Origin of the sequence: Pedobacter sp. ASV28, assembly GCF_016428855.1 — a bacterium.
Lineage (GTDB): Bacteria > Bacteroidota > Bacteroidia > Sphingobacteriales > Sphingobacteriaceae > Pedobacter.
The window spans coordinates 1-15,364 of the sequence record NZ_JAELTN010000001.1 but is presented as its reverse complement, the minus strand read 5'-3'; the positions used below and the strand labels follow the sequence as shown (position 1 = coordinate 15,364).

10 protein-coding genes are annotated in these 15,364 nt (G+C 39.4%); 7 read left to right on the top strand and 3 right to left on the bottom strand.

The features are described from left to right. Nucleotides 1-175 precede the first annotated feature (175 nt). From JHD79_RS00055 to JHD79_RS00030, 6 genes are all read left to right on the top strand, one after another. The gene (locus tag JHD79_RS00055; protein WP_233164503.1) at nucleotides 176-1,477 is read left to right on the top strand and encodes a sugar MFS transporter; all 1,302 of its coding nucleotides are present in this window, start codon (nucleotides 176-178) and stop codon (nucleotides 1,475-1,477) included. Between the two features lie 22 nt (nucleotides 1,478-1,499). Continuing rightward, a complete protein-coding gene (locus tag JHD79_RS00050; RefSeq protein WP_370583291.1) occupies nucleotides 1,500-1,928 on the top strand; it encodes a cytidine/deoxycytidylate deaminase family protein in 429 nt (142 codons plus the stop codon). Nucleotides 1,929-1,954: 26 nt separating this feature from the next. Then, entirely contained in the window at nucleotides 1,955-4,012 is a 2,058-nt protein-coding gene (locus JHD79_RS00045; protein WP_199117033.1) for an ATP-binding protein, read from the top strand. A gap of 264 nt (nucleotides 4,013-4,276) precedes the next feature. Then, on the top strand, nucleotides 4,277-5,803 hold the full coding sequence (guaA, locus tag JHD79_RS00040) for a glutamine-hydrolyzing GMP synthase (protein WP_199117032.1): 1,527 nt from the start codon (nucleotides 4,277-4,279) through the stop codon (nucleotides 5,801-5,803). Then, entirely contained in the window at nucleotides 5,760-6,989 is a 1,230-nt protein-coding gene (locus tag JHD79_RS00035; RefSeq protein ID WP_199117031.1) for an ABC transporter substrate-binding protein, read from the top strand. Before guaA ends, JHD79_RS00035 begins: the two co-directional genes overlap by 44 nt. A gap of 6 nt (nucleotides 6,990-6,995) precedes the next feature. Then, the gene (locus JHD79_RS00030) at nucleotides 6,996-8,159 is read left to right on the top strand and encodes an RsmB/NOP family class I SAM-dependent RNA methyltransferase (RefSeq protein ID WP_199117030.1); all 1,164 of its coding nucleotides are present in this window, start codon (nucleotides 6,996-6,998) and stop codon (nucleotides 8,157-8,159) included. Between the two features lie 127 nt (nucleotides 8,160-8,286). Here the strand turns inward: JHD79_RS00030 and JHD79_RS00025 are convergent, their stop codons facing one another. From JHD79_RS00025 to JHD79_RS00015, 3 genes are all read right to left on the bottom strand, one after another. After that, on the bottom strand, nucleotides 8,287-8,862 hold the full coding sequence (locus JHD79_RS00025; protein ID WP_199117029.1) for a MarC family protein: 576 nt from the start codon (nucleotides 8,860-8,862) through the stop codon (nucleotides 8,287-8,289). Between the two features lie 113 nt (nucleotides 8,863-8,975). Next, nucleotides 8,976-10,688, bottom strand: coding sequence for an amino acid permease (locus tag JHD79_RS00020; RefSeq protein WP_199117028.1), 1,713 nt, complete (start codon nucleotides 10,686-10,688; stop codon nucleotides 8,976-8,978). 122 nt (nucleotides 10,689-10,810) lie between these two features. Next, complete coding sequence (locus JHD79_RS00015) at nucleotides 10,811-13,060, bottom strand: sodium-translocating pyrophosphatase (protein ID WP_199117027.1); 2,250 nt, start codon at nucleotides 13,058-13,060, stop codon at nucleotides 10,811-10,813. Between the two features lie 340 nt (nucleotides 13,061-13,400). On the opposite strand from JHD79_RS00015, the gene JHD79_RS00010 reads away from it, so the two are divergent. After that, nucleotides 13,401-14,840 carry an APC family permease gene (locus JHD79_RS00010; protein WP_199117026.1) on the top strand — a complete coding sequence of 480 codons (1,440 nt, stop codon included), beginning with the start codon at nucleotides 13,401-13,403 and terminating at the stop codon, nucleotides 14,838-14,840. Nucleotides 14,841-15,364: the final 524 nt, after the last annotated feature.

The following is a 15,364-nucleotide window of genomic DNA, read 5'->3' as shown; positions in this document are numbered from 1 at the left end:
AAAAATTCCTATTCAAATGACGCACAGCAAATGTTTGCGATTTATCTTTTATTGCGATCTAAATTTATCACTTAGCTAAGTTGCATATCAGACCTTAAGGTGAACCTGTAAGGTACAGGTAAGCTGTAATTAAAAATAACCTAAACTATATAACTTAAATGAACTTAAAGAAATGATGAATTCATCTGGTACTCAAAAAAAAACGGCCTTACTTCCAATGGTGATCTGTTGTGCGCTGTTTTTTGTTTTTGGATTTGTAACGTGGGCCAATGGCACGTTGATTCCATTTTTAAAATTAGCGCTCAACTTAGAAACCGATTTACAAGCCTTTTTCGTAACCTTCGCCTCATATATAGCTTATTTTTTCTTGGCTTTACCAAGCTCATGGATTTTAAACAAAATAGGATTTAAAAATGGTTTGGTGGTAGGTATGGTGATTTTGGGTATTGGCTCACTGGTCTTTATTCCTGCTGCTGATAACAGAAGTTTCGGATTATTTTTAACTGGTATTTTTATTCAAGGATCAGCGATGTCCTTATTGCAGACTGCGGTTAACCCGTATCTAAGTATTATTGGACCCATTGATAGCGCTGCTGCCCGTATTTCTATAGCAGGATTATGCAATAAGTTTGCCGGCGTGTTGGTACCGGTTATTTTTGGGGTGCTATTCTTAAAAAATTCACAGCAGGTAACAGCTAAACTGGAAGCAACTACAGATATTGTAGCTAAAAATGCCATTTTAGATGAGCTGCTTCAGCGCGTTCATACCCCATATATCGCATTGGCCGTGGTTTTTGTGTTATTCGCCATTTTAATCAAGTTCGCCAATCTCCCTGAAATAGATATGAACAAAGAGGATGAAGTAACGACTGATGAAGATACTGGCCTTAAATCAATTGCCAAAACGAGTGTTTTTCAATATCCTCACTTATTTTTAGGTGCACTTTGTATTTTCTTTTGTGTTGCGGTAGAGGTAATGGCTGGAGATATCATTAATACTTATGGCCGAGAGCTGAACATTAATCCAAATATTGTTCGCTTTTCAACCTCATTTACTTTGATCTGTATGTTGGTAGGTTATGTTATTGGCATTATTGCCATCCCTAAAATAGTAAGTCAGCAAATGGCCTTGCGTATCTGCGCATTGTTAGGGGTGACCTTAACTTTAGTGTCGGTCTTTTCTACGGGAAATGTGTCATTTTATTCTGTTGCGCTGTTAGGTCTGGCCAATTCGTTAATGTGGCCTGCCATATTTCCACTTGGTATTAAAGGCTTAGGTAGGTTTACCAAAACAGGATCTGCCATTATGATTATGGGGATAGCTGGAGGGGCAATTTGGCCTTTGGTATATGGGTATTTGAAAGATCGCTTACACATTGACTTTCAACATGCATTTTTATACGCCATGTTACCTGCCTATCTGTACATTATTTATTTTGCCATTAAAGGCCATAAAGTTGGTTTGAAAAATGCCTAAGCCAAGTTTCAATCAAATATACATGAATTTAGCATCAGACCTTGCTGGGCGCTCACATTGTGTGAGGGCCCACGTAGGGGCTGTACTCACTAAAGATACGCGTATTATATCCATTGGCTACAACGGCCCGCCTCCCGGCACCCATAATTGCGATGAAGAGTGGCCAGATACGGGCTGTGCCAGAGATAGCAAGGGAAGCTGTTCATTGGCACTACATGCCGAAGAGAATGCCATCCTATATGCTGTTAAAAATGGCTCCAAAATAGAAGGCGCAACCTTATATACCACGCTTTCTCCCTGTATTGCTTGTGCCAGGCTTATTCTTTCTTCGGGAATTAAAGAGGTCTTCTATCGTGATTCTTATGCAGCCTATAAAGGTTTGGCCAGCGATGAAGGCGTAGATTTTTTAAACCGCTTTGGGGTTAGCACCACACTTTTGAATAGTAATTAATTTTACTATTTTAGTTGGTGTAAATAATGCCTTTTAAGAAATTATCCAATTATATATTAAGCTTGGTTTCCGTGTTTTTTGTTGTTTTTGCATCATGCAATGATAAACAACAGCATAACACCAACCTGCTATTGGATTCCCTGATCAATAATAGCTCTTGGGTCTATAATGATGATTTTGATAAAGAAGAGGCGCTAAATAAATTGCAGCATGCCTTAAACAGCAATAGAAAGCTGCCGCCTAAATCAGTTTACAATATCTATAACAGTTTTTATTTTCACCATTTCTTTAAGGGTAGGTTTGAAAAGGCCCTGCCTTATGCCGATAGCATGCTGTATACCATCAAGGCTACCGGCAATACCAAAAAATATATTAAAGAACTGGCTGGAGCCTATTATGCCAAGGGCGATGCCTTGTTTAAACTGAAGGCATATGAGGAGGCCTACAAGAATTATTTCTTTGCCAAGAAACTACTTCCTGTAATTAGCGACAAATGTGCCAATAGCAACTATAGCTATCGAATAGCCATGATCTTGTATCGGCAATCTAAATACAGGGAAGCAGGTGCTTATTTTAGGCAGTCCCTGGCCGAGGTGAAAACCTGCAAGCAGAATTTTCAGGAAATCTATAAACAGCAGGAACTATTTAACAATATTGCCCTATGCTATTCACACGTAGGTAAGATAGATAGTGCGCTGTTGTTTTATCAGGAAGCCTTAAGTTTTGTCAATAGAACTGATACCTTGCCAGATAAGAAATGGTATTTTAAGGTGGCCAGGGGGGTGCTTTATGGTAATATGGGGGGTGAGCTGCTAAGGCAAAAGAAATATAGGAAGGCCGAACAGCTGCTTAAAGAAAGTATAGCCATTAATGACCAACCCGGTTTTGATAGTGTTGATGTAGTTACCGCTAAAATAAAACTGATAAAAGTTTATTTGAAAACCCGTAAGATGGGTGAAGCATTGAATTATCTTAAAATACTCGATAAGGATAACAAAAAAATAAAAAGGCTCGATTTTATACAGGCCTATCATCTCTTGTATGCCGAGTATTTAAGTGAAGTAGGAGAGAGTAAGAAAGCCTTTGCCCACCTACAACGATATATAGGCCTTACAGATTCCCTACAAAAGGAAGTAGATAAAATAAGGTCTACCAATATTGATGAGCGCTTCAGGAATCTGAGCAACGAAAATCAAATCAGCCTCTTAAAAAGGGAAGCTGAAATTCAGCAGCGCTATCTTTATATCACGTTCGTATTCATTGCTATGGTTATTTCCATAGTGATACTGATCTATAGCTATTGGCGAAAATCAAAGAAAAACATTAAGATACTTACCGAGTTGAATAATAAAATTTCCTTACAGAAAGATAAATTAGAAGAAGCCCTTACAAAACTTGGGGTCAGTGATAAGGAAAAGGATACCATTTTAAGGGCGGTAGCCCATGACCTTAGAAACCCTGTGGTGGGGATTTCTAGTTTGACCAAACTGATGTTGTTGGAAGATGAGCAAGGTTTAAATACGGATAAGCTCATTTTGATTGATGGTGCCTGTAATAATGCACTTACCTTGATTGACGATATTATTGAAGCTGCAGAAAATAAGGAAGAGCTTGATTTCGAGGGTAAGAAAATCCAAGCTGAACTGATAGAGATTATAAAAAATGCCATTGCACTATTAAATTATAGGGCTGATGAAAAGCAGCAGCATATTAGTTTTAAGGCCAGTGTGGATGTTTTGGAACTCCATGTCTACGTACAAAAAGTGGCTAGGGTAATCAGTAACCTCATTGGCAATGCCATAAAGTTTAGTGAGGTGGGCAAAGAGATTAAGGTAGAAGTAGAAAAAAGAAAGACGGATGTCTTGATTAAGGTATTGGATAACGGTATTGGCATCCCCGCTAAATATGGAGATGATATTTTCCTGTTATTTACTTCTTCTAAACGTTTCGGTACCAAAGGAGAGAAGTCTTATGGTTTGGGTTTATCCATTTGTAAACAAATTGTAGTGGCGCATGGCGGTAAAATATGGTACGAGGAAAATCCAGCGGGTGGAACAATTTTTTGTTTTACATTGCCCTTGTAGGTTGTTTTAACCATTTAAGAAAGCTAAAGATCTTTAAGAAGGTATTGCTAAGGGCTGAGGTTTTCTTAGGTGTCTTGGGTGTGGGCAAAATGAAAAGCAGTGTTTTGGGTTAAATAGACCTGATATAAGCGAGCACGAAGTAAAGCGTTTAGCAGGGCTTTTGGAAGTAGTAAGCACTGAAATTGCGCTTCTAAAGGAATCAATTTACCAAATAAACAGTGAAACGATTAACCTAAATATCATCTCAAATTCCTACCTTTGCGCATGCTAGAAAAAATCATTATCCTCGATTTTGGTTCGCAATTTACACAGCTTATTGCCCGTCGTGTTCGCGAACTAAATGTATACTGCGAAATTCATCCATTTAACCACATTCCAGAGCTGGACTCTACCGTAAAAGGAATTATCCTTTCGGGTAGTCCGTTTTCCGTTCGTCAAGAAGATGCTCCTTTTGTGGATTTGAATCAATTTAAAGCGTATCCATTATTAGCGGTTTGTTACGGCGCACAGTTTATTGCCCAGCAAAGCGGAGGAAATGTAGAAGCATCGGCAACTAGAGAATATGGTAGGGCTAATTTGAGCTTCGTAGATCATGAAAATCCTTTGTTTAAAGGCATTTTAGTTGATTCACAAGTTTGGATGAGCCACGGTGATTCGATTACACAAGTGCCAGACCACTTTGATATTATTGCGAGCACACCAGAGGTAAAGGTTGCAGGTTACCAGGTAAAAGGCGAACAGACTTATGCCATACAGTTTCATCCAGAAGTTACCCACAGTATCGATGGTAAGCTATTATTGAGCAACTTTTTGGTAGGGATCTGTCATTGCAGCCAGGATTGGACTTCAGATGCTTTTGCAGAAACCAGCATTGCCTCACTTAAAGCACAATTGGGAGATGATAAAGTGGTGTTGGCCCTTTCTGGAGGAGTAGATTCGAGTGTAGCCGCAGTGCTATTGCACAAAGCTATTGGCAAGAATTTACACTGTATATTTGTAGACAATGGCCTATTGCGCAAAAATGAATATGAAAGTGTTTTAGAGCAGTATAAAGATTTTGGTTTAAATATTAAAGGAGTAGATGCCAAGGATAGATTTATAAGTGAATTGGCAGGTGTAGAAGATCCGGAGAAGAAACGTAAGATTATTGGACGTGTATTTATTGAAGTGTTTGATGATGAAGCACACCAAATTCAGGAGGTGAAATGGTTGGCACAAGGCACCATTTATCCCGATGTTATTGAGTCTGTGTCGGTAAAAGGACCTTCGGCAACTATTAAGTCGCACCATAACGTAGGTGGTTTGCCAGATTTCATGAAACTTAAAGTGGTAGAGCCCCTAAGGACGTTGTTTAAAGACGAAGTGCGTCGGGTAGGAAACACTTTGGGCTTAGAATCGTTTATTTTAGGTAGACATCCTTTTCCAGGTCCGGGTTTAGGCATCCGTATTATTGGAGAGGTAACTGCAGAGAAAATTGCGATATTACAAGAGGCAGATCATATCTACATCCAAAATTTAAAAGATGCTGGATTATATGATCAGATTTGGCAGGCAGGTGCTATCTTTTTACCAGTACGTTCGGTTGGTGTAATGGGAGATGAGCGCACCTATGAGAATGTAATTGCCCTAAGGGCAGTAGAATCGCTGGATGGAATGACTGCAGATTGGTGCCATTTGCCTTATAACGTACTCGCTAAAATTTCTAATGAAATTATTAATAAAGTAAAAGGAATTAACCGAGTTGTGTATGATATTAGTTCGAAACCTCCGGCAACTATTGAGTGGGAATAAGCTTGTTGGCTTATTGGCTCTTGTTGGATTAATAGCTGCCTGCTCTCCTAAAATTACTACAAATCCCGTAAAAAAGGAGATTGAGGGGAAGATAGCTGAAAAGCCGGCAACAAAATTTACGGAAGGCCATATTAGTGTATTTATACCTTTTAAGCTCAATCAATTTAACTCCAAAACAGTTACCAAATCGCAGATCGGTAAAGCCGATATGGCCTTGGACTTTTATCAGGGATTGATGTTGGGGATTGATTCTGCTGCAAATTTAGGGTTAAATTTTAAGGTAAATGTATTTGACAGCAGGGACGATAATAGCCAATTGGCTATTTTGACGAAGAAAGAGACGGTTAAAACTAGTCACCTGATTATTGGTCCTGTATTTCCCGATGGATTAAAATACATGACTAATTTTTCCATTGCCAACGATTTGCCGATTGTATCGCCTTTGGCGGCTTCAAAACGATCGGAATTCGATAATCCCAACCTGATTTCTGTGGTTAATGACATTGACCAGCATGGGGTTAAGATAGCCGATTATATGGCTAAGCATAATAAGGCAGAGAACTGTATAGTTGTACTGATCAATACGAAAAAAGCGGTTGATGAGCAATTTGCCTTGCCTATCAGAAGACAGTTTGCCCAAAAATACCCCAACTATATTGTTCAGGAATATACGTCTACCTATGCGTTTGAAACCAAGATGATGAAAGGGAAGAAATACCTGGTTGTTTTATGTTCTTCCGATGTTCCGTTTGTCACACCCAGCCTGAGCAAGCTATATAAGCTTAAAACTTTAAATACTACGGGCTACGACATTCAATTGTTCGGGCATCCCAATTGGGCCAAACAGGCCTATAATGTTGATCAGCTGCAGGGCTTAAATACCATTATCAGTACTTCTTATCGGGTAGACTACAAAAGAAAGGACGTGATTGAGTTTGTAAGGTCATATCGTGCCAAATATGAGTTTGAACCGAGTGAATATGCCTTTAAGGGTTTTGATATAGGCCTATATTTTGGACAGCTTCTGGCCAAACATGGTGCGCGTTATCTTGATTTCTTGACGAAGGATGGATATAAGGGGCTGCATAATTCATTTGACTTTGAATTTGATCCCCAATATGGTTATTTCAATAAGCACCTGATGTTGCTGCAATACAGAAACCTTTCCCTTGATTTAATTGAATAAGCTACCATGAAAGTACACCACCATATTAGGGCCTTTGAACAAGTGCTAGAAAGCTACGATGGAAAATTGCCCCTACATAGGCATTTGGTTGTTTATTTTAAGCAAAACAAACAAATGGGCTCGTCAGATAGGAGATGGGCCAGCAGGTATATTTATAGTTATTTTAGGTTGGGCAAGGCGTTAATAGCATTAAATAAGCTGGTACGTTTGGCCATTGCAGATTTTCTTTGTAATGATCATCCAAGCCTAATCGTAACCGAATTTCTTCCTGAGTTGGGAGAGAACATGGCTTTGCCCTTAAAGGAAAAAATTGAGCTGATCATTCATAAATACCCCACATTTAAGCTTGATGAAGTATTTCCTTTCAAGGCTTCCCTATCGGAAGGAGTGGATCGACAAGCCCATTTAGAATCTTTATTTGTACAACCCGATTTGTTTATTAGGGTTAGGGAAACCCACCTGCCAAGCCTAAAGAAAATGTTTCTGGCAAATTCTATAGCTGTGGAGGAGCTGGGCGAAACCACCTTGGCTTTGCCCAATGGAACCAAATTGGAGCAAATCATTACCGACGCCCGTTTATATCAGGTGCAGGATTATTCTTCTCAGAGAACGGGCGTTTATTTCAAACCTAATCGATATGATTATTGGTGGGATTGCTGTGCGGCCTCTGGTGGGAAATCGTTATTGCTACACGATATAGAGCCCCATATTGAATTGTTGGTGAGCGATGTGAGGGAAACAAGTTTGGGCAACCTACAAGAGCGCTTTCAGTTAGCGGGAATTAAGAAATATCATAAAAAGGTGCTCGATCTTTTACAAGATAATGATCAGGTATTACATCACTATGAATTTGATGGAATCTTACTTGATGCACCTTGCTCAGGTTCTGGTACATGGGGTCGTACGCCGGAAATGTTATATTTTTTTGAAGAATATAAGATTGCCAATTATGTAAAACTACAAAGGGCCATTGCGGGCAATGTATTGAAATATCTAAAGCCGGGTAAGCCATTGGTGTATATGACTTGTTCTGTATTTAAGGAGGAAAATGAGGAAGTGGTAAATTATCTAGTCGAAAATTTTGGCTTAAAGCTAGAAGCTATGGAACTGATTATAGGTTATGCAAATAAAGCCGATAATATGTTTGTGGCGAGGCTCATTAAGCAGTAGTTATCGTTTTTTTAATTTATCACGAAAATATTGAATGGCCTCTAAAAGAATGGCCAAAGCTCCAATGTATAAAGTAAATTGCTCAAATAGGTTCATCTATTAATAAGACCCCATTCTTATCAAAATGTTACAGTCCGGTATTGGTCCTGAACAGTTTGATGGCAATGGCCAATAAAATAATCCCAAAAGCTTTTCTTAGGATATTTAATCCTGTTTTACCAAATAGTCGTTCTAACTTATTGGTGTTTTTTAGGACAAAGTATACAAAGAGCATATTTAATAGAATACCGACTAGGATATTCTGTGTATCATACTCTGTTTTTAAAGACAGAAGCGTGGTCATTGTACCAGCACCTGCAATTAAGGGAAATGCCAATGGCACAATAGAAACTGTTTCTGGAGCTTCTTCCTTAAAGATGGTCAGCCCGAGTACCATTTCCATGGCCAGTGCGAAAATAACAAATGAGCCCGCAATAGCAAAAGACTGCACATCAACACCGATAATGCTCAATAGGCTTTTGCCTGCAAATAAGAACACGATCATTAATGTTGTGGCTACTAGTGCTGCCTTTTCAGATTGGATATGGCCGGCCTTTTTACGCAGTTCAATAATGATAGGTATGGAACCTAAAATATCGATAATGGCAAATAGTACCATTGTAGTAGATAAGATCTGATTAAAGTCGAATTTCAAGTGTTCCATAATACCTTGTTTTTACAAAAGTAAACGTTTAATTACAATAAAACAGATGAAATTTTGGTTAACAAAAAAAACCACCCTTTTGGGGTGGCTTTTTTTGTGATTTATCATGTCATTTATTTTGGCTCAATGTTATTTACGGTAGCGATACGGTATCCATAGATAATAATATGCAATACAGCAAAAGCAAGAGAGAAATAATATAGACCAAAGTCTGCATTTACGTTAGAATCTAAGGCCACGGCTTCTAGGGATAAATGATGGTGTAAAATGGCAACTATAACCAACAAGGCTGACAAAGCTAACCCAACATAAGAAACAGTTTTACTGCTTTTTATCATTGTAGTCTTAAGATTGTCAGATAGTGCACTGTTCTTAATTCCATAAAATAGGTAAACATTTACACCGATAATCATCCAAACCAATAAACGCACCCAAGTGTCAAGAGGTAAAAATACCATCATGCCCAAACATACCAATACACCAAGTATAGGGATAAGTGGAACTAGAGGTACTTTGAAGGCCCGTGGCAAGTCGGGCATACGTTTTCTTAAAATCATAATGCCGATACATACCAAGATAAAAGCAAATAAGGTTCCGATACTTGTCATTTCACCTACTACGCGTGCAGGTACAAATGCTGCAAATAAGCTTACGAATACCATGAACAATAAATTACTTTTTGCTGGTGTGCTATATTTAGAGTGTACACTTGAGAATACTTTAGGTAGCAAACCATCTTTACTCATGGAGAAGAATACCCTCGACTGTCCCAAAAGCATCACCAGGATTACAGAAGCATAACCACCTAAAATAGCTAAGATAATTGCTTTGTTTAACCAAGGATAGGCCGGTGTAACGATACCAGCTGCATTTTTAGCTCCCATATTGTCAATGGCTACGGCAACTGGTGCAATACCATCCTGACCTTTGAATAATTCATAGTTGGCAACACCGGTCATGACGTGGGCAAATAAGATATATAGAATGGTACAGATGAACAAGGATACCAATATCCCTATTGGCATATCTTTCTTAGGGTTCTTTGCTTCCTGTGCGGCAGTAGAAACTGCATCAAATCCGATATAGGCGAAGAATACGATACCTGCTGCTCTAATGATACCGGAAATGCCATATTCTCCAAATTTACCTGTATTGTTAGGGATATAGGGTTGGAAATTGTCGGCATTGATATATTTCCATCCCAAGAAAATGAAGATTAATACGATAACTACCTTAATGGCTACAATTATACCATTGATAAAGGCTGATTCTTTTGTACCCTTGATCAATACTAGGGACATTAATACCACGATAAATACGGCAGGTAGATTGAACATTCCCGAAACCACACTACCATCGGCAAGGGTTGCCGTATCAAATGGGGACATAACGACCTGGGCTGGCAGGTGAATGTCGAAATATTGTAGAAACTTGACCAGATACCTACTCCAGCTAATGGATACTGTTGCTGCGCCAACGGCATATTCGAGCACTAAATCCCATCCAATGATCCAGGCAACGAACTCGCCCATGGTGGCATAAGAATAGGTATAAGCACTACCAGCAACAGGTATCATAGATGCAAATTCTGCATAACATAATCCGGCAAAAGCACATCCAATAGCTGCAATAATGAATGAAATGGTTATGGCGGGGCCTGCATTGTTTGCTGCGGCAGAACCTGTAATTGAGAATAAACCTGCACCAATAATGGCACCGATACCTAACGCTACAAGGTTTACAGGTCCAAGAGTTCTTTTCAGCGTGCCCTCGCCACTCTCTTGTGCCTCCTTTGTAAGTAAGTCAATAGACTTTCTGAAATTCATAGTTTTAGTTTAGTTTGTTTCAATAGTGAATATTTTTTAAAAATAATGGCGTAAACCTAAATAAAAATATTTAAAATGAAAAAGGGATTTTTACTCAAAATCCCTTTTTTAGCGTAACAATATCAGTGTCTAATTAGTGTGTCAGTTTTGTTTATCAAGGTATCGGTAAGCTCTTTTCCTGCAGAATCCACTGTTTTGATGATTTTCAACTCTGTCTTTATTTCCTGGCTAAGATTTTGATCTTGGGCACTTATGGCAATGTATGGGGCGATTACCAGGGAAACGATAGACATTAATTTGATCAAGATGTTCATAGATGGACCAGAGGTATCTTTGAAAGGATCTCCAACGGTGTCTCCGGTTACAGATGCCTTGTGCGGTTCTGATTTTTTGTAGTACATCTCTCCATTTATTTCCACACCCTTTTCAAAAGATTTTTTGGCATTGTCCCAAGCGCCACCGGCATTGGACTGGAATATGCCCATTAAAACACCAGAAACGGTTACTCCGGCCAGTAATCCTCCCAATACTTCTGGGCCAAATAAGAAGCCTACTATAATAGGGGTAATTAAAGCGATGGCTCCGGGCATTAACATTTCCCTAATAGAAGCTTGGGTGGATATGGCTACACATTTTTCGTACTCGGGTTTAGCCTTATATTCCATAATTCCAGGAATTTCGCGGAATTGGCGACGGACTTCCTGTACCATGTCCATAGCTGCCTTGCCTACTGCCTGAATACACAGTGCAGAAAATACAAATGGAATCATACCGCCTACAAATAAACCGGCCAGTACAGGGGCTTTATAGATATCGATGGCAGAAATACCGGCAATGCCCACAAATGCGGCAAATAATGCCAATGAGGTTAAAGCAGCCGAGGCAATGGCAAAGCCTTTACCAGTTGCAGCGGTGGTATTGCCCACGGCATCCAAATTATCGGTACGCTCACGTACTTCTGGTGGCAGTTGGCTCATTTCCGCAATACCACCTGCATTGTCGGCAATAGGTCCAAACGCGTCAATGGCCAATTGCATTGCTGTGGTGGCCATCATTCCTGCAGCGGCAATGGCTACGCCATACAATCCGGCGAAATGGTATGAAGCCATAATTCCACCAGCCAATACCAGAATTGGGATTACGGTAGACTTCATTCCCACAGAAAGACCTGCAATAATATTGGTGGCATGCCCAGTAGACGATTGTTGGATAATCGAGTTTACTGGACCCTTGCCCATGGCGGTATAATATTCGGTGACGATACTCATAATGGTTCCCACAACCAAGCCTACCAAAATGGCATAAAATACATTGGTGTTAGAGAATTCGTAGCCACGTAGGTTCAATGTTTCTGGCAGCATCCATTTCACTAAAAAGAAAGATGCCACACCTGTAATTATAATGGATGACCAGTTGCCCAAATTTAAAGCATGCTGAACATTCGATTTTTCATCTTTTATGGTGACAAACCAAGTGCCTATAATGGAGAATATAATGCCTAGTCCGCAAATGACCATAGGTAATAAGATAGGCGACATGCCGCCGAAATTATCCACTACCGAGATTTCCTGACCCAATACCATGGTGGCTAAGATGGTGGCCACATAAGAGCCAAATAAGTCTGCGCCCATTCCGGCAACGTCGCCCACATTGTCGCCCACATTGTCGGCAATTGTTGCAGGATTACGTACATCGTCTTCAGGTATGCCGGCCTCTACTTTACCTACCAGGTCGGCCCCCACATCAGCAGCTTTGGTATAGATGCCGCCGCCAACACGTGCAAAGAGCGCAATAGATTCTGCACCCAAAGAGAAGCCAGTAAGCACTTCGATAGCTGTTCTCATCTCATTGCTATTGGCACTGATTACATTAAAATGCTTTAAAAAAATAATAAACAAGCCTCCCAATCCCAACACGGCAAGTCCTGCTACGCCCAGTCCCATTACAGTACCACCGGTAAAACTCACTTTAAGTGCCTGTTTTAAGCTGGTTCTGGCGGCCTGTGTGGTTCTTACATTCGCCTTTGTTGCTGCTTTCATGCCTATATATCCTGCGGTGGCAGAAAATACGGCGCCAATAATGAAGGCAATAGAAATGATCCAGCTAGAGTGGATCGCTTTGCCATTAATTTCGGTTATTGTACCGGAGTAGGCCAATAAGGCGGCCGCCAAAATGGCGAAAATACCAAGGATTTTCCATTCGGCCCTTAAAAAAGCCATCGCACCATCGGCAATGTAGCCGGCCAATTCTTTCATGTTCGCATCGCCGGCATCTTGCTTGTTAACCCAGGCGCTTTTTATCGCCATAACCAAAATGCCCACTAAGCCAAGTAGAGGGATCGCATAAATTAAGTTGTTTTGTAAAAACTCCATAGTTCAAATTTATATTTAGTTGTTTAGTTATTAATCGAAATACAAGGTAAATAAAAAAACTATTGAGTGTCAATATATTTTACGGTTTGGACACAAATTTTTAACAATAGTATAAGTGATTCCAATTTTAAAATCTCACTACACATGTACAGCTAAATTTTAAGATACCATCTTGTTTTGTGTTCGCAACAAATAGGCAGGGTTTAAATCATCTTACTCCTGATAAAGATTGAAAATTGTGTATCTATGACGTTAATAAATAAACTGGTTGGCAAAGTAATTATTAACCTGCTTTTTTTAACTTAGCTTTTAAAATAACCAAAAAAACTAAACTAAACAAATGAAAAATCAACAAGAAGAAGGTTCTTCTAAGCGAAAATTAAGCCTTTTTGATGGGGTAATGCTAGTGATGGGTTCAATGATCGGAAGCGGTATTTTTATCGTGAGTGCCGATATTATGAGAAATCTGGGTTCGGGCTACTGGTTGATTGTGGTTTGGGTGATTACTGGGGTAATGACGGTTGCTGCCGCAATTTCTTATGGAGAACTTTCTTCCATGTTTCCTAAAGCTGGTGGACAATACACTTATTTAAAGGAGGTTTTTGGTAAAATGATGGGGTTTCTCTATGGTTGGGGGCTGTTTGCCGTTATTCAAACGGGTACTATTGCCGCTGTTGCCGTTGCCTTTGGTAAATTTACCGCCTATTTAATACCTGCTTTAAATGACGCCGCTCCAATTTTTCAAAATGGGGGATATAAAATTACCTGGATACAGATTTTAGCTATTGGTGTTATTCTTATGCTAACTTATATCAATACAAAAGGTGTTGAAGGTGGTAAACTATTGCAGAATATCTTTACAGGATCTAAAATCGTTGCTATAATTGGCTTAATTATTTTAGGTTTTCTCTTGGTGAAAAGCAATTTTTGGGCTGAAAATATGAGTTTTGGATGGGCAGCTTTCAAAAATCTCAACACAGATCCAAGCGGTAATTTATTAAAATCTGGTTGGGAATCCATTTCTGGTATGGCTATAATGGGAGGGATTGCAGCTGCAATGGTAGGTTCGGTATTTTCTAGCGTAGCTTGGGAGAACGTTACTTTTGTTTCTGGAGAAATCGAAAATCCTAAAAAAAATGTGGTGCGTTCTATGGTATTAGGTACTACGGCCGTAATGATCCTTTACCTGTTGGTCAATTTTGTATATCTCAATACCTTAAATAGAGAAGGCATTGCCTTTGCCCCTAATGATAGGGTTGCGGTTGTAGCATCTGAACAGATTTTTGGTACTGGCATTGGTACCATTATAATGGCCGTGTTAGTGATGGTTTCTACCTTTGGTTGTGTGAATGGGATTGTATTGGCAGGTGCTAGGGTTTTCCAAACCATGGCAAAAGACGGTATGTTTTTTAAAGCCGCGTTGCAAAACAATAAAAATGGAGTGCCGGAAAAATCACTTTGGATGCAGGGGATTTGGGCGTCTGTTTTATGTTTAAGTGGCCAGTATGGCAACCTTTTAGATATGATCTCTTTTGTTATTGTACTATTTTATATGATTACTGTTTTTGGCGTGATCTATTTAAGGATTAAAAAACCTGGTTTAGAAAGGCCTTACAAAACATGGTTGTACCCAGTTACGCCTATTGTTTACTTACTGATTGGGGCAGCTTTTTGTATATTGTTGCTCATTTATAAACAGCAATATACTTGGCCTGGGCTTTTGATTGTTCTACTTGGAGTTCCTATTTACTTTTTAATTAATAGAAAAAAAACAGCATAAGGTAGGTATAGTATCCTCAATGTTTAAAGACGATTGGCTTGGCGCTCAGTCGTCTTTTTTGTAAAGCTACGCAGTGTTGCTAGGCTGCGGTAACCCATTTTTCTTTACCCGGATGATACCTCTGCAATGTTAAAGCATGCCAAAAAGCCATAAAAACAGGTGGTTGAACCGCTATCCCCTGCCATTTGGCTTGGTTAACCTAGACTTGTGCAATGAACTTGCCAACTAAACCCGATATAAGCGAACATGTAGCGTTGCGATTGCAAAAGCGCAGTAAAGCGTTTAGCGGGCTACCTTTAATATAAGTATTGCCACTGCTTTTCAAATAAATTAAAAGTGTAAAACAGTATCCGGAAAGTTTTGAGACTAAAATCTTAAATCTATTTTCTGTATTTTTGCAACCTATGGGAACTGCATTAGATTGGGGCGTAAAAGGCTATAATAATTACGGTACGCATTTGCGTGAAAAATATAATGGGCAGCAAATGTTCAAGGTAATTGTTGTTCGTGGTTTTACCTGACCA

Excerpts from the sequence above, each read along its gene's own strand:
- JHD79_RS00055 (WP_233164503.1), top strand. The coding sequence starts at position 176 with ATGAATTCATCTGGTACTCAAAAAAAAACGGCCTTACTTCCAATGGTG.
- JHD79_RS00050 (WP_370583291.1), top strand. The coding sequence starts at position 1,500 with ATGAATTTAGCATCAGACCTTGCTGGGCGCTCACATTGTGTGAGGGCC.
- JHD79_RS00045 (WP_199117033.1), top strand. The coding sequence starts at position 1,955 with ATGCCTTTTAAGAAATTATCCAATTATATATTAAGCTTGGTTTCCGTG.
- guaA (WP_199117032.1), top strand. The coding sequence starts at position 4,277 with ATGCTAGAAAAAATCATTATCCTCGATTTTGGTTCGCAATTTACACAG.
- JHD79_RS00035 (WP_199117031.1), top strand. The coding sequence starts at position 5,760 with ATGATATTAGTTCGAAACCTCCGGCAACTATTGAGTGGGAATAAGCTT.
- JHD79_RS00030 (WP_199117030.1), top strand. The coding sequence starts at position 6,996 with ATGAAAGTACACCACCATATTAGGGCCTTTGAACAAGTGCTAGAAAGC.
- JHD79_RS00025 (WP_199117029.1), bottom strand. The coding sequence starts at position 8,862 with ATGGAACACTTGAAATTCGACTTTAATCAGATCTTATCTACTACAATG.
- JHD79_RS00020 (WP_199117028.1), bottom strand. The coding sequence starts at position 10,688 with ATGAATTTCAGAAAGTCTATTGACTTACTTACAAAGGAGGCACAAGAG.
- JHD79_RS00015 (WP_199117027.1), bottom strand. The coding sequence starts at position 13,060 with ATGGAGTTTTTACAAAACAACTTAATTTATGCGATCCCTCTACTTGGC.
- JHD79_RS00010 (WP_199117026.1), top strand. The coding sequence starts at position 13,401 with ATGAAAAATCAACAAGAAGAAGGTTCTTCTAAGCGAAAATTAAGCCTT.